We start from the raw sequence: 23,864 nt of genomic DNA, 5'->3' as shown, positions 1-23,864 counted from the left end.
TCACGCCCCACCGAAACAGATCAGTCGATCCGCAGACTGAATGGCATCATGTAACTGGCCGAGTCCAGACAGCTCCCAGGGTGCTTTTAGATTGACCGCAGACCGCTGATAGCGCGTGGCCTCATCCTCATTTAATACTCCGCGTCGTAAGGCAGCAGCAATGCACACCACACCATCAAGCTGGTTTTGAGTGACAAAGGTTGCCCATTGTTGCGCGATATCTTGGTCGTCCTGAGGTGTGACGATGGTGCTTGATGCGCTGTGCACACCGTCCTGGTAGAAAAACAGGCGCACGATTTCATGGCCTCCGGCCAATGCGGCTTCGGCAAACCGAAGTGCTCGACGTGAGGAGGGCGAATGGGCCGCTGAATAAAGGGCGATGGCAAATTTCATGGAAGGCTCTCGGCAAAACTGCGGTAATCATAAAGCCAGACGCTCAAAGATGCTTGCAACAGGCAATAAAAAGCCCGCCGAAGCGGGCTTTTACCTTGCGGGTGATGATTAGTCGTCGCGGCTCATGATGCCGAAGATTTGCAGCAAGCTGATGAACAGGTTGTAGATCGAAACATACAGGCTGATGGTCGCCATGATGTAGTTGCGCTCACCGCCATTAATGATGGCGCTGGTCTGGAACAAGATGCAGACCGACGAGAAGAGCACAAAGCCTGCGCTGATAGCCAATTGCAGGCCGCTGATCTGGAAGAAGAAGCTCGCCAGCGTCGCCCCCAGCAGCACAAAGAAGCCTGCGGTAATGAAGCCACCCAAAAAGCTCATGTCCTTACGGGTGATCAGTACATAAGCAGACAAGCCGCCGAAAACCAGCGCTGTCATCGCAAACGCCGACCCCACAACCTCGGCGCCACCTTGCATGCCCAGATAGCGGTTGAGGATTGGGCCCAACAGGAAACCCATGAAACCGGTCAGTGCGAACGTCGATACCAAACCCCAAACCGAGTCACGCAGCTTGTTAGTCAGGAAGAACAGCCCGTAAAAGCCGATCAGCACCACGAAAATATTTGGGTACCCGACCCGCATCTGTTGTGCGACAAACGCCATCACACCGCTGAAAGCCAGTGTCAAAGCGAGTAAGCCATAAGTGTTGCGCAGGACACGGCTAACCTCTAGCTGCTCGGCCTGCACGCTGTTATTAACAGCGTAATCCTGTTCGCGCATGGCGATACTCCTGTGTTTGGAAATGTTAAGTAGCAAAGATCATAGCAGAGGCTCTGTAACAAGCGCTCAAGAGAGTTTGACAACGTGTTTCATTCAGGTATTATGGCGCCCGCAACAACGTTAGGAGGTGTGGCCGAGTGGTTTAAGGCAACGGTCTTGAAAACCGTCGACTGTAACAGGTCCATGAGTTCGAATCCCATCGCCTCCGCCATATTGCTACACCGCAGAGCCCGCCTTTTGGCGGGCTCTGTCGTTTCTGTGGTTTGAGGAAGCTTTCTCTGCGAGCTGTGCCGTTTGCGCATTTGTTCCGGCCGTTTCCGCAAGTCGGGCTGAATTTAACTCAGCGGGTGGGCTTCACTATCTCTCCAGCCCGACGGTAAACCGTCTCAGTTATTCGCTTGTCGGTATGCCCCCAGAAGACGGCTTGCGTCACCCAAATCTAGGGTTTCACTCGCTGCTTTGGGGCGGATATCGCGGAATTGAAACCACCGAATGCTCTCGGCCAGCTTGATATCGCCATTCTCCTTCCTGTTTGATTGCCTCGTTACGAGCATCATCAAAGCGCAGGCGCAGCATGGGCGCAGTCACCTTCCGACCGTCCTCTGTGACAACCAAGTAGGGGTTGCGGTCGCCACTACGCAGTCGGGTCAACGAACTATTTACGCAAAGCCGAAGCGCTGCTGGCAGCCGCAGTATCGTGTCTTCCCTTTTGAATCAACTGCAGAGGCGTTGCGGTACGTCGAGCAGGGCAGATCAAAAGGTAAAGTCACCCTAAAAATCAAGTAAGTGCGTTACAAAAAAACTCGTAGATAACGTGTCTGCCCCAAATATCACATCCCAGCACCTGAATCAGAGGCACAGCCATCGCACAGCAGACACACGCAGAAGTAGCTGCAACTAGCAGTCTGACTTTTAGAACAGCCGCTAATCACCGGCAAATTTTCGTGCAGTTGCAGACCACGTTGAAATTGAAAAGGGTCGGTGTGGCGATCGGGATAATACATAGATCAACTTGCCACTTTTGTCTGGCAAGTTGATCTGCGTTTTTCAGATTACCGCGTAGGCAAGCGCTGCAAGTTGCTGAGCGCGTGGATCAATCATTGTGTGAGCGCCTGAGGTGGTTGTCACAAAGCTGAAGCTGATCTCACGTTCAGCGTCGGCGAAGGCAATTGGACCGCCCAGGCCTATATGTCCAAAGGTGTTAGGCCCCATGCAGTGCGAGGCATCCGGATCGGCTTTTTGCTCCATCATGCAACCTAGGCCATAACGCATTGGTCGCTTCCAAATGCGATCCATGCCGTTGCTGTGCTCTTTGGTGAACTCATTGAGCATCTCTCTACTGATCAAACGCCCAGCCAGTAATGTGCTGTAAAAGCCGGCTAAACCACCTGCCGTGCTGTGTGAACATGCACCGGGCTGTTGGAAGGCCCACCACCTGGGGTCAGATGAGCGCTTGGGCGTCATGCCTGGGTTGGTAAATGCCAGGGTTGAAATATCTTCTGAGTGGGTCACAACCAGATCTCGTAATTGCTTGGAGTAAGGATCGCCGATTCGTCCTTTAGCCGCGTCAAAATGGGCGATGCGACAATAATGGTGTTCTTCAACGCCCAGGTGAACTTCTAACCCATGGGGATGGGTTATTTCCTCACGGATAAAAGTGCAAGGGTTGCGACCGTCAGTTCGGCGTATCAGTTCTCCAATGATCCAGCCATAGGTTGTGGTGCCATACCCTAGCTCTGAGCCAGGTCTCCACCACAAGGGTTCAGCAGCCAAGACATTAACCATATGCTCCCAGTCATACATCGCAGGATTGTGGTCCGGCAGTCTCAACGTCGGAATCCCGGAGGTATGGCTCATTACATGGCGCAAGGTAATCTGCCCTTTGCCGCCCTGTGCGAACTCCGGCCAGTAATGAGCCACTGGGATGTCTAGTTCTAATTTCCCTTGCTCAACCAGCATTAATGCAGCAACTGCTGCGAACGGTTTGACAACGCAAAAGGTGTTGACCAATGTATCTTCCAGCCAAGGTTTATTGCCCTCAAGATCCGATGAGCCTGCCCATATATCAATGACAGTTTCATCGCCGATCTTAACGCAGAGTCCTCCCCCTCGCTCCTGTGGATCATTAAAGATAGACTCAAAAGCACACTTGACGCTTTCGAATTCTTTCGCCCATATCCCTTTTGCTTCCATGCTTAAGGCCCCCTGCGGTTAAAGTGGCTGTTATCGAACGTGAGTGTACGATGTCGTGATTGCGATTGTGCCAAAGGTTATGGTGAAGGCGTATTAACGCCAGAGCACTGTCGCTGGATTGTGCAAGTGCAGCGGATGCAGAGTAGTAATGTGGGTTACGTGTCTGTCTGAGTTTGCGTGTAACGGTTGGCGCGTTTATAGGTGCCAAAGTCATTAAAGCGAACACCCGCTTCGGCTAATAACTTGTGAGCAAACGCTGCTGTCATTTGGCGAAGGTAGAAGGGGTCTTTAACCACGAAATGATGAATGCAGTGCGTGCTTCCGAAGTTAAAGCAAAACAACTGGAATGGCCACAGCCACCAATGATTCATGACCTGAGTTTGCTGTAAAGCATTACGGGGCATCACATCGCCATAATAATGTATGTTGGAGCTAATAAAGAACAGGCAAAACTGGCGTATTATATTGGGCGCGATGATGATAACCACTGCGCTATTAATCACGCTCATCAGCAGGGAGGTGGTTGAGGAAGGCTGATACGCAAGGCCCATCATAGAGCACGCCCATGTGTAGAAGTGATACCCCAGGAACACATACCAGCAGCCCCAGTATAAAAGGCCCATGGGTGCATTTAAGCGAAGCACTTTGATCGTTAATCTGATTTTTTCTCGCCAGGTAGGCGCACACAAAGCATTCACAATGCCAAAAATGAATCCATCGACAAGTTTTAATAAGCGCTTGGCGCCCCACGGGCTACCGCTGGTGGTAATCCATGCTTCAACATCAGTATCGGTGCCCGACTCTTTATGATGGTGAAAGTGCAGTTCTCGTCTTAGCCAAGGGCTTGGCATCCCTGGCCGGGTGATCCAGCAAAGCAGCATCATCAGGTTATGTGCAAAGGGTTGTTTTCTGAAATATAAGCGATGGATTAAATCATGCTCCAATTCATGTATGAGTGACGTCAATAAAGCATTTATTAAAATGCACAGCCCTCCAGGTATCAGGCCTTTCACATACAGCGTACCCGTGGTTACCATGCCCGCCACAGAAAAGGCCATGACACTGGCACCTATCACGTTCTGATAGCCCAATAGCTTATATCGTGCGCGCAGATCATTACTGTGCTGTGTGATTTTTTGAGTAATGTCGTTTATTTGTGTTTGTTCTTTTTTTGACAAAGTAGGGGTTGAAACTTTATGTGTAGTGTTCATCACTTCATCCTTTGAAGACGATGGGTCGGTTCCGCTTCACTAGAAAAGCACATTTAAATTTTAGGGCAAGTTTTTTGAATTTTTTGAACGCTTGGCCTGACGAGCGGATATATAAACCGTTATTTTGTCTGACAATTAACTTGTTTGTGGGTCGTGATGGGGGGTGGGTTATAGGTAATCATCAATTTGGAATATAACGGGCGTGGGTGGATACCGATAACGGTCAGTTACTGAGCTATTCACTTTTTCGATCCCCCTGTGTTCCCATGGCCATGACATGTAAATCTGCCTGTGTGATTCCCGGTACAACGCGTTGCGAACAACTGACTGGTGTCGTGTGTTTTTCTGCACGGGCCTACAATCCGTACAAATGCCCCTGTGAATGACCTCCATAGCCGGGGTGACTGGCGTAACCGGTAAGGATGACTCGGAGGGGGGCAAGGCTCTATTGGCACGCGAGATGAATCTGGGGGTAAGAATTCCTTCAATGCAGCGGTAAATAGATCAGTCCAAGCTATTAATGCAGCTTTCCCTACTTTGCTGGCATTACTTGAATTTGTAGGGGGAGGTAACGTCACCCAAGCGGTGTGATTCGGCATACACACACTACGAGGGTATGCCACTGCGTCAACCGACAAAGCTTTCAGAAAGGGCCGGTACAGAAGTTTTGGAATGGCATGCTGATCATTGAACTTGGCTCAAATCCCCGAGCGGATCATCGGGTTGAGTAGGCGGCTCCCTAGGCTTAGCGCCTCTCCTACCATTCGGCGGAGGTCCGCGCTGTCGTCATTTTTCAGGCATAGCGCTAGGTTTTCGCCAATGGTGGTTGACGTTTCCGCGCCTTCAGGTTTTGCACGCAAAATGTGTAATCCATTGTTGGTCAGGATGACCTCGAAAAACGAAATGCCTGACATGCCGTCAAAATGGATGTACCCCACGTCAGCCAGCCATTTAATCGTGGCAAGGAAAAGACGTTCCTCTTTTTCGCAAGCCTCCCGATTAATGTCATGGGGGGATTTGTAGTCGATGAAGTCGGAAGAATCAATGTTGACGGGCAGGGGAAAGTTTCGGTAAAGGAGTCCCATCACCAAGCCGGTATAGCAGTCGAACAGTTCGATGTTGTTCGATGGCAAGGCGTTGATCGTGTGGACGTTTCTGTCTTTCAAGTGACCAGCTAGTGCTTTGAACATGCGAACCTCTGTCAGTGAAGTCTGTTTGGCGCCAGGAAATCTTCCATATGGGTATAGCACAAGGTCGCTCAGCGGCTCTGACAAGCCTCTGAGCGTGTAAGGTCAGCCCAAGATGCCTGCTGATGTTGCAGCCTTCAGCCAGTCCGGGAACTCTTCCATCAACTGGTCGTACAGTTGTTCTTCGCTGATGTCATTGAGGTCGTCCAGCGCAAAAAAACTACAGTTGTCGACTACCCGCCCCGGCATATCATCGAGTTTTTCCAGCACACCGTATCCACGACCGCCCAAGCCCACGAACTGCCAGAAAATCGGCAGTTTGGCGGCTTCGATCATCAGTTGGGTAATGGCGCGGTTTTCACTGACGCCGCCATCGCTAATGAACAGAACGTAGACCGGTGTACGGTCTGCGCTTTGCTGGTAATAGTCGATCACCTGGCGCATGGCTTTGGGTTCGTCATTGATGCGACGTCCCACATTCCAGTCGCGCCAGCCCTCGTTATCCTGTTCAACAAAGTGTTGATAGTTGCTCAGTGTGACGGGTGACAACTGGCAGGTTTTGGCACCGAATGCCCAGCAATCCAAGGCCCCGTCGTCGTCGAAATGCACGGCCAGTGGCAGCAGGCGATTAATCACTTCTTGTACACGGCCCTTGGCATATTGGCCGTGCATTGAGCCTGATGCATCGAGCACCAGCCCTACGCGAGCTTTTACGTTGTCGAGATTGGCTTTTGCAAGACTGATTTGGGCTTTTTTGGCCAAGCTGATCAATTGCGGTGCAGCGGTCGCGACTTTTTTCTCCAGGGAGATTTTTGCAGGCGCTGAAGCAGGCGTATCGATGACCGTTGCCCCAAAGTGGTTCACTAATGCTGCCAGGCCAGCGTTGAAACCTTGCAGGTTTGCTGCCAAGCGCCATTCACCATTTTTGCGATAAATATCTACCACCATGATGGCTTTCTCTTCGGCGAAAGTTGCGCCGTTGAAAGGGCAAGTGGCAAGCTCCTGATCCGCATGCATCACGGTGAAGTTGCTTGACTGGATATCACGCAAGCTGCCGTTTCCATCAACTGAGGCGCTGAACACCAGTCGTTCAATCGTCGCAGGCACGCGAGCGAGGTCGATGCTGAATGCGTTTCCGTCAGAGAGCGACAAGCTGTGGCAGGGGGATACGGGTTGATTGAAAAAAACCATATAGCGGTCGTCAGACAGCTTGCCTTGTGCATCGAGGCCAAAACACACGCAATCGAGTGTTAACGGGCTTTTAATATTGATGGTCAGCTTTATCTGCATCTCGTGAGTAAGGGTTGTCAGCGCGAGCCGCTGGCCTTGAGCGATGAGCATAATCAGGTGGTTTCCTTGACGTTAAGTCAGTCGTTAGAGGTAATAAATACTAAAAAAATCAGATGCATAACTGGAATTTTGAACCTGCGCTGCTATTACTGTTGGGCATCCGCAAATGTGTATGGTCGTTACTTAATTATTGCGCCGATGCTACTTCTTTTTGGAGGGCGAATGCCCAAGATCGCCTGGCTATGCCAAACCCTGGTGGCTGCGACCTTGCTGAGTGTGTTGGCGACGCCGGTGTATTCATCGCAAGGTCGGACCCTGAAGCTGGCTATTGGTGATGAACCCACTGAGGGGTTCGATCCCATGCTCGGTTGGAGCCACGGCAGCTATTTGCTGTTGCACAGTCCCTTGCTCAAGCAGAACGAAGACCTGTCCTGGAGCCGCTTTCTGCTTAGCGATTATCAAACCAGTGCGGATGGCAAAACATGGACCCTTACGCTCAAACCTGACTTGAAGTTTTCCGACGGCTCAGCCCTGACAGCCAAGGACGTTGCGTATACCTACAACAATGCCGCCGCGAGCGGGGGCAAGGTAGACATGGGCAATTTCCTTGATGCACACGTCCTTGACCCTCTCACTGTGCGTATTCATCTCAAGGCCCCGCAAAGCACGTTCGTCAATGTGCTTGGTTCACTGGGTATTGTGTCTGCCGACAAGTACGACGCTAAAACCTATGCGCAAAAGCCAATAGGCGCAGGACCGTACCGGTTGACCAATTACCAGCCGGGGCAACAGCTTGTTGTGGAAACCAATCCGTATTACGCCGGGCAGAAAAACGACTTTGACACGCTGGTATTTGTCTTTCTTGACGAAGACAGTGCATTCGCAGCAGCGCAAAGCCAGCAATTGGGCATTGTACGAATTGCCCCCTCGTTGGCGGTCACGCCTGCGCAGGGCATGAAGCTCTGGGTGCGGCCCAGTGTTGAAAACCGGGGCATTGTGCTGCCGACTATGGCATCTGGCGAAAAGGATGCGCACGGCGATCCCGTCGGTAATGATGTGACCGCTGATGTTGCGATACGTAAAGCCATCAACTATGCAATCAATCGTCAATTATTAGCCGATCAAATTCTTGAAGGTCACGCGATTGCCGCTTACACAGGTGTGCAAGGGCTGCCGTGGAACAACCCTGAGGCGGCCTTCAAAGATGGTGACAGTGCCAAGGCCAAACAGATTCTGAACGATGCAGGCTGGGTCGAAACGGCCAGCGGGACTCGCGAAAAAAACGGCCTTCCAGCAAAAATTACGCTGTGGTACGCCAGTGGTGATGCGACACGGCGTGATCTGGCTCAAGCGGTGCGCTCAATGCTCAAGCCCATCGGCATAGACATGGAGTTGAAGTCAGGCAGTTGGGAAACCGTCGAACGAAATATGCACGCGAATCCAACGCTTTTTGGCTGGGGCAGCCTCGACCCTATGGAGCTTTACCATCACTACAGCAGCGAAGCAGCGGGTGTTGAGTTCTACAATCCTGGTTACTACAAAAATCCTGTTGTTGATCAACATTTGCAGCAGGCACTGAATGCGCCAACTTGGCAGCAAGCCGTACCGTTTTGGCAACAAGTTGAATGGGACGGTAAAACGGGCGTAGGGATTAAAGGCGATGCAGCCTGGGCGTGGTTGCTTAATGTGCAACACACTTATTTGGCCGATCAGTGCATTGATTTGGGCAAAGGTGCCCCAGAAATTCACGGTTCCTGGTCACTGCTCAACAGTCTTGATAGTTGGCGGTGGACCTGTAAGTGATGTGCTGCTTTGCCAGGTTTAAAACGATCCTGGTGGCAGGATCTACACAAAACGCGCTCATGCGAAGTCAATCGAATGAGCGCGAGCCTGCAGCGCAAAATTTACAGCGCCAAGAATTCACCGTTTCACTTTTTACTGTCTGGATCACCAAAGCCTCTGTAGAAGCCTGCATAGGCATTGTGTCCTTTAGTGCTGTTGTCGTTGTTGCCAGCACGTTCGAGCTTATCTTTGCCATATTCTTCCGAGACTTTGCCTGCCATGCCAATACCTGCGCCAAACACTTTGGCTCCTAAGCCACCCGCAGCGCCGATTCTTTTGCCAGCCCCTTGCATCATCGCTCCGCCCAGCATCCAGCCAGCCCCTTGGGCTTTTTCTTTAGTGTCACTCTCAATGTGCAGTGCTTGTGGGAGTAACGCGTGTATTTGCTCGTTAAATGCTTGCTTGAGTGTGTCTGCCAGCGACGCGCGCTCTTGAGGATGAAGGGCGGCGGGGAAATAAGACTGCACTTCTGTCTTGATGGCTGACGTGAGTTTTTCCGATAGGGTGGACTTCGCTTTTTCGGGCGCAGGCGAAGTGAGCGGGGTAGTGATAGGCACAAGGGTTTCATGAATTTTCATAGGGGGTGACATTGTCCGATTACTGATTAATGCCGTCCTGACTAATTTAGTGTTCCATTACAAGTTTTTGTGGGGAAAACATTCCAATCAGTTCCATTGGCAGGTTTAGCCTGAAAGGACTGTAAGTAAATAAGCTCTATGGTTACCGAAGCGCACTCTGTGCTCAGGGGAAAATGGTCCATTGAATTGCGAGACAGCATCATGTTCTTGAGTACTCTGCGAGCCAGAACCGGACGGCCTCAACAGCCAGGCTCTTCAGCCAGCACGTCAGCGATCTCTGTGGCTGTAGCTTTGCTTGGCGCAATTATGCGTTTGGCAGGTCTGCTGCTGGTGACGGCTGCGGGTACGTTTACCCTGCTCAGCTTTTCGCCGGTTGATCCGATTCGAGCTTATATTGGCAGCGACTTGTTGCATGTCCCGCCTGATCAATACCCGCTGATCGCTGCACGCTGGGGTCTGGATTTGCCGTTATGGGAGCGTTTTGTGCACTGGTTTGTGCAGATTTTGCAGGGGGATTTTGGCTACTCGATGTTGTACAACGCCCCGGTCTCTCATGTCATCGGCGAGCGTTTTGCTACATCGTTCATGTTGCTGTTTTCGGCATGGATGTTCTCCGGGTGTGTGGGTCTTGCGATGGGAATGACAGCCGGGCGCTATTTGAATCGTTGGCCGGATCGGTTGCTTTCTACGGTGTCTTACGTATTGGTGTCCTTACCGACGTTCTGGATTGGCCTGTTGTTGCTGTCGTTGTTTGCGGTGACGCTTAATTGGGCCCCCATCTGTTGTGCGTGGACCCCAGGCAGCGATGCACAAACAGCGACGTGGGGCGACAAGCTCCGACACTTGGTGTTACCGATGCTGGCGCTGGGGTTGTTGGGTGTAGGCAATATCGCGCTGCATACCCGCTCACGGGTTGCCGAGGTGATGAACAGCGAATTCATTCGTTTTGCGCATGCTCAAGGCGATAAAGGATGGCCGTTGATCAACTTTCATGTGTTACGCCATGCCCTCACGCCAGCGGTGTGCTTGCAGTTTGCGTCGGTGGGGGAGTTGATTGGCGGCTCGTTGCTGGCTGAAAAAATCTTTGCTTATCCAGGCCTGGGGCAGGCCACAGTGGATGCTGGTTTGCGTGGGGACATCCCATTGTTAATGGGTATCGTCATGCTGTGCACGGTGCTGGTATTTATCGGCAACAGCATTGCGAATTCACTGTTACTGCGCCTCAACCGCGGGGTGGTGCGCCCCTCATGACCTACAATCCTAATCGCGCTTTATTACGCCTGAGCGCGTCTTTGCTGCTGTTGTTATCTCTGATTGCCTACGGCGTTTCAGTGTCGGGCGTGGATGTGAGCGTCGACTTGCTCGCACGGCGCCAGGCGCCCTCAAGCGCGTTCTGGTTTGGCACTGACAGCTTGGGGCGCGACCTTTGGTTGCGGTGCTTTCAGGGCATGACCACCAGTTTGCAAATCGGTCTGATCGCCGCCTTTAGCAGTGGTGCGCTGGCGATGCTGGCGTCCAGCCTGTGCGCCGTTAATAAAACCCTGGATTTCATCGTTCGGGGTGTCATTGACAGCCTGCTGGCATTGCCGCACCTGCTCTTGCTGGTGCTGATCTGTTTCACACTGGGTGGCGGTAAGCAGGGGGTGATTCTGGCGGTTGCATTGACGCATTGGCCACGGCTGGCGTTGATCCTGCGGGGCGAAATTTTGCGTATCCGTGAGACTGACTTTGTGATGCTGTCCTACCGCTTGGGCAACAGCCGTTTTTATTGCTGGCGCCATCATTTGCTACCGTTACTGCTGCCGCAATGGATCATCGGCACCTTGTTGATGTTCCCTCACGCCGTTTTGCACTCGGCTGCGCTGAGCTTTTTAGGGTTCGGTCTGGCACCCCATGATCCGTCGTTGGGGCTATTACTGGCGGATGCGTTGCGTTACCTGAGCAGTGGAGCCTGGTGGTTGGCATTATTTCCGGGTTTGATTCTGGTGGGATTGGTGTTGGTATTCGATCAGTTCGCCCGGGCGTTGCAGCAATTATGGATAAGGATCTCCTGATGCTCAGATTCGACCAATTTGCAATCGATATTGCGCAGTACCACTGGCTAGGCCACAAAACCTGGCACCCGTTGTTAAGCAATATCTCGCTTGAGATTCACCCCGGTGAACTGGTAGCGCTGGTGGGTTCCAGCGGCGAAGGCAAAAGTTTGCTACTGCAAAGTGCGCTGGGCTTGTTGCCTGAAAACATGCGTTGTCGTGGTAACACATGGCTGGATGGGGATGTGCTGGGTGAGGCCGATAAAGTTCATCAGCGCGGTAAAGTGCTGTGCTATGTGCCGCAGGGCGTTAGTGCCTTGAACCCGCTTATAAAAGTGGGCCCGCAGTTGCAACGTGCAGCGTTGTTGAGTGGCACCACGCTAAGCCTGGAGGAGGTTTCGCAACAACTTCAGCATTACAACTTGCAACCCGAACTGGTTAACGAGTACCCGCGCAGGCTCTCAGGCGGAATGGCCCAGCGGGTCTTGGCCAGCTGCGCTGCGCTTACCCACGCACGCTATCTCTTGGCAGATGAAATCACGGCTTGGCTGGATGACGAACACGCCTGTCAATTGTTGGCCCATCTCAAAAGCTATTGCCAGCAGGGCCGCGGGATTTTATGGGTGACTCACGATCTGGCGCTGGCGGCCCGTTTTGCCGACAAAATAGCGGTGCTGCATCAAGGCGAACTGCATGAAACCTTAAGCGCACAAGACTTGCGCGAGCATGGCGGTAGCCCGTGGTTACAGTCACTGTGGGCAGCTTTGCCCGAGCAACAGTTCATTGCTGGCCGCGTACCGGCGCTTGAGCGCCAGCCTTATGCTTGAGGTGGAGCAATTAACGATTGTGCAAAACGGCCAACGATTGTGGGACTCGGTGTCGTTTCAGGTCAGTGCAGGCGAACGTAAAGGTATTTCTGCCCCCAGTGGCTATGGCAAAACCACCTTGGGCCGTGTTCTGGCGCAATGGCAAAACGCAACCTCTGGCCGGGTGACCGTGGGCGCCAAACCGCTGTTGAAAAAGGGCTATTGCCCGATTCAACTAGTGCCTCAGCACCCGGAGCTGACCTTTAATCCTTACCGCACCACGGGTGATAGCCTGCGCGATGCTTGGTCTCCCAATGCGGCGTGGCTTGATCGTATGGCGATCAGTCCAGTCTGGCTGACTCGCCGCCCGGATGAGCTGTCGGGTGGCGAGTTGGCCCGTATCGCGCTGCTCAGGGCACTGGACCCGCGCACCCGTTACTTGATTGCCGATGAGGTGACGGCGCAGTTGGATGCGCATATTCAGGCGCAGGTGTGGCAGGTCCTGCTCGAAGAGGTCAAGCGCCGTGAACTGGGGCTGATTGTGTTCAGTCACAACAAGGTGTTGCTTGCGAAGGTGTGTTCAAGTATCTGGACGCCATTGCTCGACACGTGAGCACCCCAGGCCACTTTTGGGTGCGCAGCCTCGTGTGACGCGTCAAAGGCTACCGTTACGGTGTGACCAACCCATGAAATTTACAATATTCAGCCCATGGCATGCCTGCCATTTGTGCGACTTCGCGATGCACCTCCAGACGCTGGGCTTGAAAGGCGTCATCGCTTTCGCTGGTGAGTTTCAATGTCAGCTCCCAGGCAAAAAAGTCTAAACGCTCGGCCTCGGCTTCAAAGGCCTCATTCAGCCGTTCCTGGCGGTACTCCTGCATCGTTTGACCCACAGCGCGGGCTTCTAGCGGGTTAAGCGTGTCAAGTTGTTGTTTAAGATCCGGGTGTTCAGCAAGGAACCGATCAAGGGCTTTTTGATGTTGGGGGCAGGGTTCTGTCACGTGATTCTCCTGTGTTCAGCGGTGTTCATGCTGCTTGCGGTAGGCGCCCGGTTGCACGCCAATGGCTTTGTTGAACGCCCGGGTGAAGGCGGCGATCGATTGATACCCCACGGCGGCACACACGTGTTCAACGGTGTGCCCGGTTTGCAATAACTGGCAGGCATGACGCATGCGCAGCGCCAGCAAGACATGGCCGGGGGATTGCCCGGCATGTTCGCTAAACCGCTTGAAAAACGCCGAGCGTGATAATCCGGTACAGGCCGCCATGCTCTCCAGTGTCCACGGCTGCTCGGGGTGCTCAATCAATTGTTGCAGCAAGCCCGAAAGCGCCGGTTGCCGCGCCAATGCCACAAGGCCGCCGAGGTTCGGGTTATTGCTCACTTGCTGACGCAGCACATACAGAAACAGCAAATGGCTTAAACGCTCCAGCAGGGCATCGGAAGGCGCCGGAGTGCGTTGGCATTCTTGCAGGATCAACTCAAAGACGCTGCGCGCTGCGCTGGCGCCCGCATCACATGCTCGCAGGATCAGCCAACCGGGCATGGCCTCGATGATCAGGGCGGACAGGCCCGGCTGAAAATGAAAAAAGCCGCACACCAGTCCTGTGCCATCTTCGGCCAGGGGGTCGAGGGCCTGCATTGTTTGACGGGGCAACTGGCCCGCAAGCGCGCTTTCGGGCGCACTGGACAGCCGGTAATTCAAGTCTTGCAGCAAAAATAACGCATCGCCGGTATCGAGCCTGATGCCTTGCTCATGACCCTCAATGTGCAGCCAGCAATGCCCTTGCACCACCACATGAAAACTGGCACGGGCCAAGCCCTGTGTGCTGCTGTGCCAACCGCCGCAGTAGCGGCCAACATGGAACAGGCTGGCATCCAGCTCAAGGCTCTCTAATAACCAATCGATCAGTGGACTGGACGAATTCATCTAATGGAAACACTCAGAAGCAAGTAATCGCTACTTTAGAATATGGAATCAAATTTTTATAACCAACAGACTGATCAGACACCCTTTGCAGGAGTCACTTCATGTCCCGTGTAACGCTTCATACCCTTGAAACTGCCCCTGAAGCCGCCAAGCCATTTTTGCAAACCGCTCAGAAGAACTCCGGGTTCATCCCCAACCTGCTGGGCATTCTAGCCAATGCGCCAGCGGCACTGGAGACTTATGTCACGGTTTCGGGAATCAATGGCAAGGCTGAGCTAACCCTGCAAGAAAGGGAAGTGGTGCAGTTGATTGCGGCGACCCGCCATGGTTGCGATTTTTGTGTCGCAGGTCATACCGCTGTGGCGCAGAACAAGGCCAAACTGCCCGACGACGTGGTGACGGCGCTGCGTGGGCAAACTGAGCTGCCGATTGAGCGCCTGGAAGCGCTGGCCGCGTTCACCCGCGAAGTGATTGCCAAGCGCGGCGATGTCAGCGACGACACCTACACCGCCTTCAAAGCTGCCGGGTTCACCGAGGGGCAGGCGCTGGAGGTGATTCTGGGCGTTAGCCTGGCGACCTTGTGCAACTTTGCCAACGTGTTTGCCCGCACCCCGTTGAACCCTGAATTGGCGCGCTATAGCTGGACCCGACCGGCGTAATCTGGCGGTCCCGATTTAAAGGAGAAATCGACATGCTTGACCCTGTATTGAGTCATTGGCTGGATGCCGAAGCTGAGGCGCTAGACCTCGGGCACAGTGATCCGCAACACGTTCTGTCGCAGTTGGCATCGGCCAATGTGTTACGGGTCGGGATCAATACGCAACTGGGCGGTACGGGTGGCAACCTGGCTGACGCGCTGGAGGTCATGGCCAATGTGGCCAGCCATTCGCTGGCCTCGGCGTTCGTGTTTTGGGGCCAGCGTGCCTTTATCGAGTACTTGCTGCACAGCCCGAACAGCGGCTTGCGTGAGCGCTTGTTGCCCCCATTGCTGAGTGGCCAATTGGCTGGGGCCACCGGGCTGTCCAATGCGATGAAATTCCTTTCGGGGATCGAGTCTTTGCAAGTGCGGTCGCGTGCCGAGGCTAATGGCTGGGCGCTTAATGGTCGTTTGCACTGGGTCACCAATTTACGCAAAAGCGGGTTCGTGGTCGCCGCCGCCATTGAGCGTGAAGAGGGCGGTGCGCCGTTTGTGCTGGCGATTGCTGATGCATTGCCCGGTTTGCAGCGTTCGGATGATCTGGAACTGATGGGGTTGCAGTCGAGCAACACTGCGGCGCTCGATTTCAAGGATGTGCAGGTCAATGAGCAGTGGTTGTTGCACGACAACGCCAAGCAGTTTTTACCGGCTGTACGCCCGGCGTTTTTAGGGTTGCAGTGCGGCTTGTCGATTGGTTTGGCCAGGCGTTCGTTGCAAGAAGCCGAGTCTCACCTGCAAGGCCCGCGTTCTGCGTTGCTCGGGTTGCTGCACGAGCAGCAAGCACAATTAGAGGCGCAGGTGCAGGCGCTGAAAGCAGGGCTGCTGGACGGGCGTTTTCTGGCCGACCCTGCCGCCCTGTTCAACATCCGCATTGCCTTGGCTGAAGCCACGGCCAGCGCGGTGCAATTCGAGCTGCAAGCCAGCGGTGGCAAAGCCTATTTGTGTGCCCACGGCAGCGCGTTTGCGCGGCGCTGGCGCGAGTCGGCCTTCGTCCCGATTGTGACCCCAAGCCTGGTGCAGTTACGCGCCGAGCTGTTACGCCAGGCTCAGGTCAGTGCGCAATGAGTACGCTGCTGCTTGAGGCGCGCAACATCACCGTGGGCTATGCCGGCGAGCACGGCTGGCAATCGGTGCTCGAAGGGTTTGACGTGCAACTGGTGCCGGGTGAAGTGGTGTCGGTACTGGGGCCGAGCGGGGTGGGCAAGTCCAGTCTGTTGCGGGTATTGGCGGGTTTGCAAACCCCGTACTCGGGCAGTGTCAGCCTGCTGGGAGAGGCTGTCACTTCGCCGCACCCGCGCGTAGCCGTGGCCTTCCAGGATCCCAGTTTATTGCCGTGGTTGAACCTCGAAAGCAATGTCGCGTTCGGTCTGGATTTCGCGCGCCAGCCAAAAGTGGCGGCGGCTGAACGTAAGGCGCGGGTCGAACAGGCGATTGCTGAAGTGGGGCTGCAACACGCGACGGGCCACTACCCGGCGCAATTGTCGGGCGGCATGGCGCAGCGTGTTGCATTGGCGCGCTGTCTGGCGCGTCAACCGCAAGTACTGTTACTCGACGAGCCGTTTGGCGCGCTAGACGAGATCACCCGTGCCGACATGCAGCAATTGTTGTTGAGCGTGATTGCGCGGCACAACACCGCGGCCTTGTTGATCACTCACGATATTGATGAAGCCTTGTTGCTCAGCGACCGGATACTGCTACTGGGCCACAGCCCGGCGCACACGGTGGGTGAGTGGCGCATCGATTTGGCGCAGCCGCGCACAGACCGGATTGATGAGCTGGGCGCGTTGCGCATTGAGATCCTTAAAACCCTTCGGCGGGCGAGCCGCACCCCTGACCCTGTTACTGAACCTTTGCCCGATTCGCTGGAGCTTGCACATGTGCCTGGACGATTTCACTCACACACGGCGTGACATTTTAAAACTCAGCGCCATGCTGACGGCTGCCGGTGCATTGCCGCTGCTCGCCAGCTTGCAAGCCCGTGCCGCGGCAGAGCCCGATGCCCCGGTGCGCATTGGCTATCTGCCGATTACCGACGCCACGCCATTGCTGGTGGCCCACAACAACGGGCTGTTCGAGGAGCAAGGGATCAAGGCCGAGCGCCCGGTGCTGCTGCGCAGCTGGGCGCAGGTAATCGAAGCGTTCATCTCAGGGCAAGTCAACGTGATCCATTTGCTGTCGCCGATGACGGTATGGGCACGCTATGGCAGCAAAGTGCCAGCCAAAGTGGTGGCCTGGAACCACGTCGGTGGCTCGGGTCTGACCGTGGCGCCGCACATTAGCGACGTCAAGCAACTGGGCGGGCAGTCCATCGCTATCCCGTTTTGGTATTCGATTCACAACGTTGTGGTGCAGCAGCTGTTTCGTGACAACGGTTTGCAGCCGGTCACGCGTGCGGTGGGCAGCCCCTTAGCGGCCAATGAAGTGAACCTGGTGGTGATGCCGCCCTCCGACATGCCGCCCGCACTGGCGACCCAACGAATAGCCGGTTATATCGTGGCCGAGCCGTTCAATGCCTTGGCCGAGGACTTGAAGGTGGGCCGTGTGCAGCGTTTTACCGGCGACCTGTGGCGCAACCACGCATGCTGCGTGGTGTTCATGCACGAGCACGATTTGAATAATCGCCCCGAGTGGTCGCAAAAAGTGGTCAACGCGATCGTCAAGGCGCAGCTGTGGACGCGTGATCACCGCGCTGAGGCCGCCCAGTTGCTGGCTAAGGACGGCCATAACCGCTACACCCCGCACAGCAGCAGTGTGTTGCAGCGCGTGCTGGCACCTGCGATCAGCGAGCGCGCAGGCTATGAGGCCGATGGCGCCATCCAGCAGGTGAGCTGGGATGAGCAGCGCATTGATTTCCAGCCTTATCCGTTCCCCAGCTACACCGAAGAACTGGTCACGCGGCTCAAGAGCACCTTGATCCAGGGCGACAATCAATTTTTGGCAGCGCTCGATCCCAAGCACGTGGCCGCTGATCTGGTGGACGATCGCTTCGTCAAAAACAGTATTGGCGCAGTGGGCGGCCTGAAGGCGTTTGGTTTGCCAGACAGCTTTGAGCGCACCGAGGAGTTTGGCTTTTGAAGGCGTTGATTCCCTCACGTAAACGTCAGTGGTGGCTCGGCAGTGCTGGGCTGCTGAGCCTGTTATTGGCTTGGTGGCTGGGCGTCGAGGTGCTGGGCAGTGGGCAAGCCTTGGCCGCGCGTTTCTCACCGCAAGCCACCTTTGCCAGTCTGTTTGAGCTGCTGGGCAGCGCGCAGTTGTACGAAAACGTATGGGTGAGTCTGAAACGGATTGTCATCAGTCTGCTGATGGCATTGCTGATGGGTGTGCCATTGGGGCTGTTGATCGGTGGCTCACGCAACCTGGAAGCCGCCACCACACCTGCTTTTCAGTTTTTGCGCATGATTTCGCCGTTGTCATGGATGCCGGTGGTGGTGATGTTGATGGGCGTGGGCGATCAGCCGATCTACTTCTTGCTGACCTTTGCGGCCGTGTGGCCGATTGTGCTCAACACCGTTGCCGGTGTGCGTGCGCTTGATCCGCGCTGGCTGCAACTGAGCCGCAGCTTGAGCGCCACGCGCTGGGAAACCTTACGTCGGGTCATCCTGCCCGGTGTGGTGGGCCACGTGTTGACCGGCGTGCGGCTTTCAATCGGCATTTTGTGGATCGTGCTGGTGCCGTGCGAAATGCTCGGTGTCAGTGCCGGATTGGGCTATTTCATCCTCGACACGCGCGACCGCCTCGCCTATTCGGAACTGATGGCCATGGTGGTGTTGATCGGGGTATTGGGGTTTGCGCTGGATGCATTTGCCCGAGGGCTGCATCGGCGTTGGGCGCATGCGGGGTGATGGTCACTTTTCGCTGAGCTGTCCGTTCCCGCAGGCTAAGGTGGGCGCTGGAGCCAAGTGCTCGGTGTGGCGCTTGGTCAGGATGTACAGCACGTCAATCCCCACCAGGGTGATCGCCGCCAGATAATGTGCCCTGGGCAGGCGCTGGTCGCGTTCATAAAAACTTTGAGCGTGGCGACCCACCCCACCGGCCAGCGCCAGCTGCTTTTGTGTCAGGCCCAGTCGTAAGCGTTCTTCTTGCAGGCGTTTACCGTAGGTACTCATGTCGTAGCCTGTGCGAGGCATTCAGCGATGCTGAAAGAGTAATCCAAGTCGCAACCAGGGAAAAGGCTGATGTGACGATGGGCGCGCAGCTCAGTATCAACGGTGACAGGCCGCGGCAGGCTCTGGCTGACAGATCCTGCCGCGGGTCTTGGCTCACGCGCCGGTTTTTTTCTCGGCTTCAGGCAAAAACCAGTTCAGCAACAACGCGCAGATACCGCCTGTGGCCACGCCCGATTCAAGCACGTTGCGCAATGCCGCCGGCATGTGTGCCAGGAACTCGGGCACTTGCGACACGCCAAGGCCCAGGGCCAGCGAGACCGCAATAATCAGCAACGCGCGTCGGTCCAGCGTGGTGCTGGCCAGAATGTTGATGCCTGAGGCGGCCACCGCGCCAAACATCACCATTGCCGCACCGCCAAGCACGGGTTCAGGCACCGCCTGAATGGCCCCGGCCACGCAGGGGAACAGTCCCAGCAAAATCAACATGGCGGCAATCCACACGCCAATGTGGCGACTGGCAATACCGGTCAGCTGAATCACCCCGTTGTTTTGCGCAAAGATCGAGCTGGGGAAGGTATTGAAAATACCGGCCAGTAGCGAGTTGGCACCGTTGACCAACACGCCGCCCTTGATCCGCTGCATCCACACCGGACCTTCTACGGGCTGGCGCGACACTTTACTGGTCGCCGTCACATCGCCAATCGCTTCAAGCGAGGTGACGAGGTAAATCACCAGCATCGGAATGAACAAGGCCCACGAGAAGCCCAAACCAAAATGCAGCGGCACCGGGACCTGAAACAGTTCGGCCTGGTGCATGCCGGTGAAGTCCAGTCGCCCCAGATAGCCTGCCAGTGCGTAGCCGACCGCCAGCGCAATGACAATGGCGCAACTGCGCATCCACACCAGCGGGATGCGGTTGAGGATGACGATAATCGCCAGCACCACGCCCGACAGCATCAAGTTTTCGCCATTGGCGAAAGTGCCGTTGCCCATCGCCGTAAAGCCGCCGCCCATGCTGATCAGGCCGACTTTAATCAGGGTCAGGCCAATCATCAGCACCACGATGCCGGTAACCAGCGGGGTGATCATGCGTTTCACAAAAGGCAGCACGCGCGAGATCCCCATCTCGACGAACGAGCCGGCAATCACCACACCAAAGATCGCCGCCATCACGCTTTCAACCGGCGTGCCTTGCTGAACCATCAGCGCACCACCCGCAATTAGCGGGCCGACAAAGTTGAAACTGGTGCCTTGCACGATCAGCAACCCGGCGCCAAACGGGCCGAAACGCTTGCACTGTACAAACGTCGCGATGCCGGAAATCACCAGCGACATCGACACAATCAGGTTGGTGTCACGGCTCGACACGCCCAGCGCCTGACAGATCAGCAGGCCGGGGGTGACGATGGGCACGATGATAGCGAGCAGGTGTTGCAGGGCCGCCAGAAAGCCGATCCACGGCTTGGGGCGGTCTTCAAGACCAAAGACCAGATCGCTGTTCTGGGACTCGGCTTCAAGCGGCGTTTTGGGAGAGGTCATGGCGAGCGCCCTGGAAAAAAGAGCGCGATTCTACTGGTCTTGGGCCATCACGCACAGCGTTTGCTTGCGCGGGCTTGGCATTGAGCCAAGTGCGGACTTTAATCATGCGAATGTTTTGCGCCCTGCGCGGTCGGAGAAAGCGCCGCCCCGGCTCTTTCAATCCCTGACCCAAGGACGTGTGCCCATGCTTGAACCCACCTGGACCGCCTTGAAGCATCACCGCCGTATTCATCAGATCGTGGCCACGCTGGTGCGCTTTGGCGCGCAGGACGTGCTGCTGCGTTTGGGGCTGGGGCGCTTGCTCAATGACGTCGTCGCGGCCGAGCCGGGTGACGGGCTGCCCGCCAGCACGGCGCAACGGCTGCGCATGGCGCTCGAGGCGTTGGGACCAACGTTTATCAAGTGCGGGCAGATTTTGGCCACTCGCAGCGACATCTTGCCGCCCGAGTGGGTATCAGAGCTGCAAGCGTTGCACAGCAACGCTGCGACCTTGCCCTGGGCCGAATTGGAGGCCCAGGTGCTGGACGATTTGGGTTGCGACCTTGACCGCGTATTTGCCGAATTTGAGACCCAGCCGCTGGCGGCCGCTTCGATGGCGCAGGTGTACCGCGCACGTTTGTTGAACGGCGATCAGGTGGTGGTCAAAGTGCAGCGGCCGGGGCTGCGCGCCACGATGACGGCCGATCTGCAATTGCTGGAAAGCGTCGCACAGTTGCTTGAGCAAAATGAAGCGCTGGCCGTCTACCAGCCTCGACAGCTGGTGCGCCAATTGGCGCGGGCGATGCTGGAGGAGCTGGACTTCACTCAGGAAGGCCAGCATGGCGACAGCGTGGCGCATAACTTTGCGGGTGACCCGAATATCGTCATCCCGCGCATCTACTGGGCCTACAGCAGCCAGCGATTGTTGGTGCAGCAGTTCTTGCCCAGCTTCACGCCGCTGGAGCGCGAAGCGTTGATAGCCCAAGGGCTTGATCCAGCGCTGCTGGCGCAACGCGGCGCGCGCGCGTTTATCAAAATGGTGCTCGAAGATGGCTTGTTTCATGGCGACCCGCACCCCGGCAATTTACGGGCGATGAGCGATAACCGTGTGGGTTTCATCGATTTGGGCATGGTTGGGCGCCTCGATGAGCGTCGACGTTTTGAGGTCATGACCTTTATGCGCGCCCTGACCGAGGGCAGCACCGAGGCGCTGATCGGGGTCTTGATCGACTGGAGCGGTGAGCGGGTGCAGGACCTGACTCACATTGAACGCGCTGCGCGTCACTACATGGCGCGCCACTGCGGGCGGGCGTTGAAAATGAGCGCGCTGATCACGGACTTTCTCGACTTGATGCGTGAACATCGCCTCATGTTGCCCCCCCGATCTTTTGGTGTTGTTCAAAGCCTTGATCACCGCTGACGGCGTATTGACCCGGCTCGACCCTGAACTGGACCTGGTAGCGGCGGCCAAGCCTGCGGTCGAGAAAATGCTCCGTGAGCAAGTGAGCTGGAAGGTCGCCAAACGCATTGGCATTGAAGGGTTGGAGCTTGGGCGCGGGGTGTTGGGCGACTTGCCTAAACTGACCCGGTTGCTGGTGCATCGCCTTAAGCACGGCGTGCTGGATCTGAAAGTCGACATGCCAGGCATTGAAAAGCTGGAGCGCTCGTTACGTCTGGCTTCTACGCGGCTCTCGCTGGCGCTGCTGATCAGCGCGCTATTAATCGCCTTTGGCCCGCAAATCGCGGCGGCAGGGCCAGTGTGGCATGGCTTGTCGGCCATTGGCTGGTTGGCCGGGCTTGCCACGCTGGGCGGCCTGCTGGCGTTTTTGTGGAGCCTCTTCAAAGGCTGACAAGCTCGGCAGGCTGCGCGTTTTTCAACCTTTAAAAGCGCGCAGTCTGCGAGTGTGTGGCGTTTACACGTGCAACGCATGCCCCAGCGCACGCAAGGCTGCTTCTTGCACCGCCTCGCCCAAGGTGGGGTGCGCGTGAATGGTGCCCGCGATGTCTTCCAGGCAGGCCCCCATTTCCAGCGACTGGCCAAACGCCGTCGACAATTCCGAGACCCCAACCCCCACGGCTTGCCAGCCCACAATCAGGTGATTGTCACGCCGCGCGACAACCCGCACGAAGCCGGTTTTGGATTCCAGCGACATGGCCCGGCCATTGGCGGCAAACGGAAAGCTGGCGCTCAAACAATCCAGCCCGGCTGCTTGGGCCTCGGTCGGAGTTTTGCCCACCACCACGATTTCAGGGTCGGTAAAGCACACCGCTGCAATCGCCACAGGGCTGAATTCGCGGTGTTTGCCTGCGATGATTTCAGCGACCATTTCGCCTTGCGCCATCGCACGGTGAGCCAGCATCGGCTCCCCGGTCACATCACCAATCGCCCATACGTTGCGCATGCTGGTCTGGCAGCGATTGTCGACGCCAATGGCCGCACCGTTCATGGTCAACGCCAACGTTTCAAGGTTAAAACCCCGGGTACGCGGACGGCGCCCGACGGCCACCAGCACTTGATCGGTTTCCAGTGTCTGGCTTACGCCCTGGCGATTGCGCATCGACAAGGTACGCGTGCTGGCCTGGAAGCCTTCGACGCTGTGTTCCAGGTACACGGTGATGCCCAGCGCCTTGAGGGACTCAGCGACAGGCTGTGTCAGCTCCATGTCATAAGTCGGCAGGATGCGCTCGCGCGCTTCCACCACAGTGACGTCGGCGCCCAACTTACGATATGCAATGCCCAGTTCCAGGCCGATGTAGCCCGCCCCCACCACGGTCAGGCGTTTGGGGATCGCGTCAGGGTTCAGGGCCTCGGTGGACGAAATGATCGCGCCGCCAATGGGCAGCATCGCCAGCTCGACAGAGGTTGAGCCGGTGGCCAGCAACAAGTGCTCGCACTCAATGCGCTGGCCGTCCACCTCGACTGCTTTGCCATCCAGAATATTGGCCCAGCCATGAATGACCTTGACCCCATGCTTTTTCAGCAAGGCGCCGACTCCCGTGGTCAGGCGGTCAACGATGCCGTTTTTCCACTGCACGCTCTGCGCGATGTCCAGGCTTGGCGCAGCGGTTTTAATGCCCAGTGGCGAACTGTTGCCGCTGTAGCGCTGAGTGGTGTGGAACTGTTCGGCGACGTGAATCAGCGCCTTGGACGGAATGCACCCGACGTTCAGGCAGGTGCCGCCCAGCGACTGGCCTTCGATCAGCACCGTCGGGATGCCCAACTGGCCAGCGCGAATCGCCGCTACATAGCCGCCGGGGCCGCCGCCGATAATCAGCAGCGTGGTGTGTTGAGTTGGCAGCAT

General features: G+C 56.1%; 24 protein-coding genes, 1 tRNA gene and 2 pseudogenes. 14 read left to right on the top strand and 13 right to left on the bottom strand.

What is annotated here, in order from left to right; all coding sequences use genetic code 11:
- Both tusD and TU86_RS20475 read right to left on the bottom strand, forming a co-directional pair.
- The gene (gene tusD, locus TU86_RS20480; RefSeq protein ID WP_048366142.1) at positions 1-393 is read right to left on the bottom strand and encodes a sulfurtransferase complex subunit TusD; all 393 of its coding nucleotides are present in this window, start codon (positions 391-393) and stop codon (positions 1-3) included.
- Between the two features lie 108 nt (positions 394-501).
- Positions 502-1,173: a Bax inhibitor-1/YccA family protein gene (locus TU86_RS20475; RefSeq protein WP_048366141.1), complete on the bottom strand. Its 672-nt coding sequence runs from the start codon at positions 1,171-1,173 to the stop codon at positions 502-504.
- Between the two features lie 123 nt (positions 1,174-1,296).
- Between TU86_RS20475 and TU86_RS20470 the strand changes: the two genes are divergently transcribed.
- A tRNA-Ser gene (locus tag TU86_RS20470) sits at positions 1,297-1,384 on the top strand.
- A 129-nt stretch (positions 1,385-1,513) separates the two neighbouring features.
- On the opposite strand, the pseudogene TU86_RS23410 reads toward TU86_RS20470, so the two are convergent.
- A pseudogene (locus TU86_RS23410) lies at positions 1,514-1,800 on the bottom strand (site-specific integrase); the annotation flags it as partial.
- A 69-nt stretch (positions 1,801-1,869) separates the two neighbouring features.
- Here TU86_RS23410 and TU86_RS22985 point away from each other — a divergent pair.
- A pseudogene (locus TU86_RS22985) lies at positions 1,870-1,959 on the top strand (zinc-binding dehydrogenase); the annotation flags it as partial.
- 261 nt (positions 1,960-2,220) lie between these two features.
- Here TU86_RS22985 and TU86_RS20460 read toward each other — a convergent pair.
- The 4 genes from TU86_RS20460 to TU86_RS20445 all read right to left on the bottom strand — a co-directional run bounded on the left by TU86_RS20460 (position 2,221) and on the right by TU86_RS20445 (position 7,105).
- The gene (locus TU86_RS20460; protein WP_048366139.1) at positions 2,221-3,366 is read right to left on the bottom strand and encodes a serine hydrolase domain-containing protein; all 1,146 of its coding nucleotides are present in this window, start codon (positions 3,364-3,366) and stop codon (positions 2,221-2,223) included.
- Positions 3,367-3,521: 155 nt separating this feature from the next.
- Positions 3,522-4,577, bottom strand: coding sequence for a fatty acid desaturase (locus TU86_RS20455; RefSeq protein WP_048366138.1), 1,056 nt, complete (start codon positions 4,575-4,577; stop codon positions 3,522-3,524).
- Between the two features lie 698 nt (positions 4,578-5,275).
- Positions 5,276-5,767 (bottom strand): hypothetical protein, encoded by a 492-nt coding sequence (locus TU86_RS20450; protein ID WP_048366137.1) that lies wholly within the window; start codon positions 5,765-5,767, stop codon positions 5,276-5,278.
- A 102-nt stretch (positions 5,768-5,869) separates the two neighbouring features.
- The gene (locus TU86_RS20445; RefSeq protein WP_048366136.1) at positions 5,870-7,105 is read right to left on the bottom strand and encodes a VWA domain-containing protein; all 1,236 of its coding nucleotides are present in this window, start codon (positions 7,103-7,105) and stop codon (positions 5,870-5,872) included.
- A 171-nt stretch (positions 7,106-7,276) separates the two neighbouring features.
- Here TU86_RS20445 and TU86_RS20440 point away from each other — a divergent pair, with 171 nt between their 5' ends.
- Positions 7,277-8,857: an ABC transporter substrate-binding protein gene (locus tag TU86_RS20440; RefSeq protein WP_048366135.1), complete on the top strand. Its 1,581-nt coding sequence runs from the start codon at positions 7,277-7,279 to the stop codon at positions 8,855-8,857.
- A gap of 125 nt (positions 8,858-8,982) precedes the next feature.
- Here TU86_RS20440 and TU86_RS20435 read toward each other — a convergent pair whose 3' ends face one another.
- The gene (locus TU86_RS20435; protein ID WP_048366134.1) at positions 8,983-9,474 is read right to left on the bottom strand and encodes a hypothetical protein; all 492 of its coding nucleotides are present in this window, start codon (positions 9,472-9,474) and stop codon (positions 8,983-8,985) included.
- A 306-nt stretch (positions 9,475-9,780) separates the two neighbouring features.
- Here TU86_RS20435 and TU86_RS20430 point away from each other — a divergent pair, with 306 nt between their 5' ends.
- Genes TU86_RS20430 through TU86_RS20415 form a run of 4 tightly spaced genes read left to right on the top strand, consistent with a single transcriptional unit; the run spans position 9,781 to position 12,926 of the window.
- The gene (locus TU86_RS20430; RefSeq protein ID WP_048366133.1) at positions 9,781-10,725 is read left to right on the top strand and encodes an ABC transporter permease; all 945 of its coding nucleotides are present in this window, start codon (positions 9,781-9,783) and stop codon (positions 10,723-10,725) included.
- On the top strand, positions 10,722-11,528 hold the full coding sequence (locus TU86_RS20425; RefSeq protein ID WP_048366132.1) for an ABC transporter permease: 807 nt from the start codon (positions 10,722-10,724) through the stop codon (positions 11,526-11,528). The genes TU86_RS20430 and TU86_RS20425 overlap by 4 nt, the downstream gene beginning before the upstream one ends.
- Positions 11,528-12,334 (top strand): ATP-binding cassette domain-containing protein, encoded by an 807-nt coding sequence (locus TU86_RS20420; protein WP_048366131.1) that lies wholly within the window; start codon positions 11,528-11,530, stop codon positions 12,332-12,334. The genes TU86_RS20425 and TU86_RS20420 overlap by 1 nt, the downstream gene beginning before the upstream one ends.
- Positions 12,312-12,926 (top strand): ATP-binding cassette domain-containing protein, encoded by a 615-nt coding sequence (locus TU86_RS20415; protein WP_239658843.1) that lies wholly within the window; start codon positions 12,312-12,314, stop codon positions 12,924-12,926. The genes TU86_RS20420 and TU86_RS20415 overlap by 23 nt, the downstream gene beginning before the upstream one ends.
- A 55-nt stretch (positions 12,927-12,981) precedes the next feature.
- Here TU86_RS20415 and TU86_RS20410 read toward each other — a convergent pair whose 3' ends face one another.
- Both TU86_RS20410 and TU86_RS20405 read right to left on the bottom strand, forming a co-directional pair.
- Complete coding sequence (locus tag TU86_RS20410; RefSeq protein WP_048366129.1) at positions 12,982-13,314, bottom strand: DUF6388 family protein; 333 nt, start codon at positions 13,312-13,314, stop codon at positions 12,982-12,984.
- A 15-nt stretch (positions 13,315-13,329) separates the two neighbouring features.
- On the bottom strand, positions 13,330-14,241 hold the full coding sequence (locus tag TU86_RS20405) for an AraC family transcriptional regulator (protein ID WP_048366128.1): 912 nt from the start codon (positions 14,239-14,241) through the stop codon (positions 13,330-13,332).
- A 101-nt stretch (positions 14,242-14,342) separates the two neighbouring features.
- Between TU86_RS20405 and TU86_RS20400 the strand changes: the two genes are divergently transcribed.
- The 5 genes from TU86_RS20400 to TU86_RS20380 are packed head-to-tail and all read left to right on the top strand — an operon-like array spanning position 14,343 to position 18,780.
- On the top strand, positions 14,343-14,900 hold the full coding sequence (locus TU86_RS20400; RefSeq protein ID WP_048366127.1) for a carboxymuconolactone decarboxylase family protein: 558 nt from the start codon (positions 14,343-14,345) through the stop codon (positions 14,898-14,900).
- Between the two features lie 32 nt (positions 14,901-14,932).
- Complete coding sequence (locus tag TU86_RS20395) at positions 14,933-16,003, top strand: acyl-CoA dehydrogenase family protein (RefSeq protein ID WP_048366126.1); 1,071 nt, start codon at positions 14,933-14,935, stop codon at positions 16,001-16,003.
- Complete coding sequence (locus TU86_RS20390; RefSeq protein ID WP_048366125.1) at positions 16,000-16,848, top strand: ABC transporter ATP-binding protein; 849 nt, start codon at positions 16,000-16,002, stop codon at positions 16,846-16,848. The genes TU86_RS20395 and TU86_RS20390 overlap by 4 nt, the downstream gene beginning before the upstream one ends.
- Positions 16,814-18,013, top strand: a complete 1,200-nt coding sequence (locus TU86_RS20385) for an ABC transporter substrate-binding protein (protein ID WP_048366124.1) — start codon at positions 16,814-16,816, stop codon at positions 18,011-18,013. Before TU86_RS20390 ends, TU86_RS20385 begins: the two co-directional genes overlap by 35 nt.
- An 8-nt stretch (positions 18,014-18,021) precedes the next feature.
- A complete protein-coding gene (locus TU86_RS20380; protein ID WP_048366188.1) occupies positions 18,022-18,780 on the top strand; it encodes an ABC transporter permease in 759 nt (252 codons plus the stop codon).
- A 3-nt stretch (positions 18,781-18,783) separates the two neighbouring features.
- Here TU86_RS20380 and TU86_RS20375 read toward each other — a convergent pair whose 3' ends face one another.
- Both TU86_RS20375 and TU86_RS20370 read right to left on the bottom strand, forming a co-directional pair.
- A complete protein-coding gene (locus TU86_RS20375; RefSeq protein WP_048366123.1) occupies positions 18,784-19,044 on the bottom strand; it encodes a helix-turn-helix domain-containing protein in 261 nt (86 codons plus the stop codon).
- Between the two features lie 153 nt (positions 19,045-19,197).
- Entirely contained in the window at positions 19,198-20,583 is a 1,386-nt protein-coding gene (locus TU86_RS20370) for a nucleobase:cation symporter-2 family protein (protein WP_048366122.1), read from the bottom strand.
- Positions 20,584-20,767: 184 nt separating this feature from the next.
- Here TU86_RS20370 and TU86_RS20365 point away from each other — a divergent pair, with 184 nt between their 5' ends.
- Together TU86_RS20365 and TU86_RS23405 are read left to right on the top strand one after the other, a co-directional pair.
- The gene (locus tag TU86_RS20365) at positions 20,768-21,982 is read left to right on the top strand and encodes an ABC1 kinase family protein (protein ID WP_239658842.1); all 1,215 of its coding nucleotides are present in this window, start codon (positions 20,768-20,770) and stop codon (positions 21,980-21,982) included.
- Positions 21,954-22,412: a hypothetical protein gene (locus TU86_RS23405; protein WP_239658841.1), complete on the top strand. Its 459-nt coding sequence runs from the start codon at positions 21,954-21,956 to the stop codon at positions 22,410-22,412. Before TU86_RS20365 ends, TU86_RS23405 begins: the two co-directional genes overlap by 29 nt.
- A gap of 63 nt (positions 22,413-22,475) precedes the next feature.
- Here TU86_RS23405 and lpdA read toward each other — a convergent pair whose 3' ends face one another.
- On the bottom strand, positions 22,476-23,864 hold the full coding sequence (gene lpdA, locus TU86_RS20360) for a dihydrolipoyl dehydrogenase (protein WP_048366121.1): 1,389 nt from the start codon (positions 23,862-23,864) through the stop codon (positions 22,476-22,478).

Origin of the sequence: Pseudomonas weihenstephanensis (assembly GCF_001043055.1) — a bacterium.
Lineage (GTDB): Bacteria > Pseudomonadota > Gammaproteobacteria > Pseudomonadales > Pseudomonadaceae > Aquipseudomonas > Aquipseudomonas weihenstephanensis.
This window is presented reverse-complemented; position numbering and strand designations above follow the sequence as displayed.

Excerpts from the sequence above, each read along its gene's own strand:
- TU86_RS20440 (WP_048366135.1), top strand. The coding sequence starts at position 7,277 with ATGCCCAAGATCGCCTGGCTATGCCAAACCCTGGTGGCTGCGACCTTG.
- TU86_RS20435 (WP_048366134.1), bottom strand. The coding sequence starts at position 9,474 with ATGAAAATTCATGAAACCCTTGTGCCTATCACTACCCCGCTCACTTCG.
- TU86_RS20450 (WP_048366137.1), bottom strand. The coding sequence starts at position 5,767 with ATGTTCAAAGCACTAGCTGGTCACTTGAAAGACAGAAACGTCCACACG.
- TU86_RS20400 (WP_048366127.1), top strand. The coding sequence starts at position 14,343 with ATGTCCCGTGTAACGCTTCATACCCTTGAAACTGCCCCTGAAGCCGCC.
- TU86_RS20365 (WP_239658842.1), top strand. The coding sequence starts at position 20,768 with ATGCTTGAACCCACCTGGACCGCCTTGAAGCATCACCGCCGTATTCAT.
- TU86_RS20445 (WP_048366136.1), bottom strand. The coding sequence starts at position 7,105 with ATGCTCATCGCTCAAGGCCAGCGGCTCGCGCTGACAACCCTTACTCAC.
- TU86_RS20395 (WP_048366126.1), top strand. The coding sequence starts at position 14,933 with ATGCTTGACCCTGTATTGAGTCATTGGCTGGATGCCGAAGCTGAGGCG.
- TU86_RS20405 (WP_048366128.1), bottom strand. The coding sequence starts at position 14,241 with ATGAATTCGTCCAGTCCACTGATCGATTGGTTATTAGAGAGCCTTGAG.
- TU86_RS20375 (WP_048366123.1), bottom strand. The coding sequence starts at position 19,044 with ATGAGTACCTACGGTAAACGCCTGCAAGAAGAACGCTTACGACTGGGC.
- tusD (WP_048366142.1), bottom strand. The coding sequence starts at position 393 with ATGAAATTTGCCATCGCCCTTTATTCAGCGGCCCATTCGCCCTCCTCA.
- TU86_RS20425 (WP_048366132.1), top strand. The coding sequence starts at position 10,722 with ATGACCTACAATCCTAATCGCGCTTTATTACGCCTGAGCGCGTCTTTG.
- TU86_RS20390 (WP_048366125.1), top strand. The coding sequence starts at position 16,000 with ATGAGTACGCTGCTGCTTGAGGCGCGCAACATCACCGTGGGCTATGCC.
- TU86_RS20475 (WP_048366141.1), bottom strand. The coding sequence starts at position 1,173 with ATGCGCGAACAGGATTACGCTGTTAATAACAGCGTGCAGGCCGAGCAG.
- TU86_RS20370 (WP_048366122.1), bottom strand. The coding sequence starts at position 20,583 with ATGACCTCTCCCAAAACGCCGCTTGAAGCCGAGTCCCAGAACAGCGAT.
- TU86_RS20420 (WP_048366131.1), top strand. The coding sequence starts at position 11,528 with ATGCTCAGATTCGACCAATTTGCAATCGATATTGCGCAGTACCACTGG.
- TU86_RS20385 (WP_048366124.1), top strand. The coding sequence starts at position 16,814 with ATGTGCCTGGACGATTTCACTCACACACGGCGTGACATTTTAAAACTC.
- lpdA (WP_048366121.1), bottom strand. The coding sequence starts at position 23,864 with ATGCTGCCAACTCAACACACCACGCTGCTGATTATCGGCGGCGGCCCC.
- TU86_RS20430 (WP_048366133.1), top strand. The coding sequence starts at position 9,781 with ATGCGTTTGGCAGGTCTGCTGCTGGTGACGGCTGCGGGTACGTTTACC.
- TU86_RS20455 (WP_048366138.1), bottom strand. The coding sequence starts at position 4,577 with ATGAACACTACACATAAAGTTTCAACCCCTACTTTGTCAAAAAAAGAA.
- TU86_RS20460 (WP_048366139.1), bottom strand. The coding sequence starts at position 3,366 with ATGGAAGCAAAAGGGATATGGGCGAAAGAATTCGAAAGCGTCAAGTGT.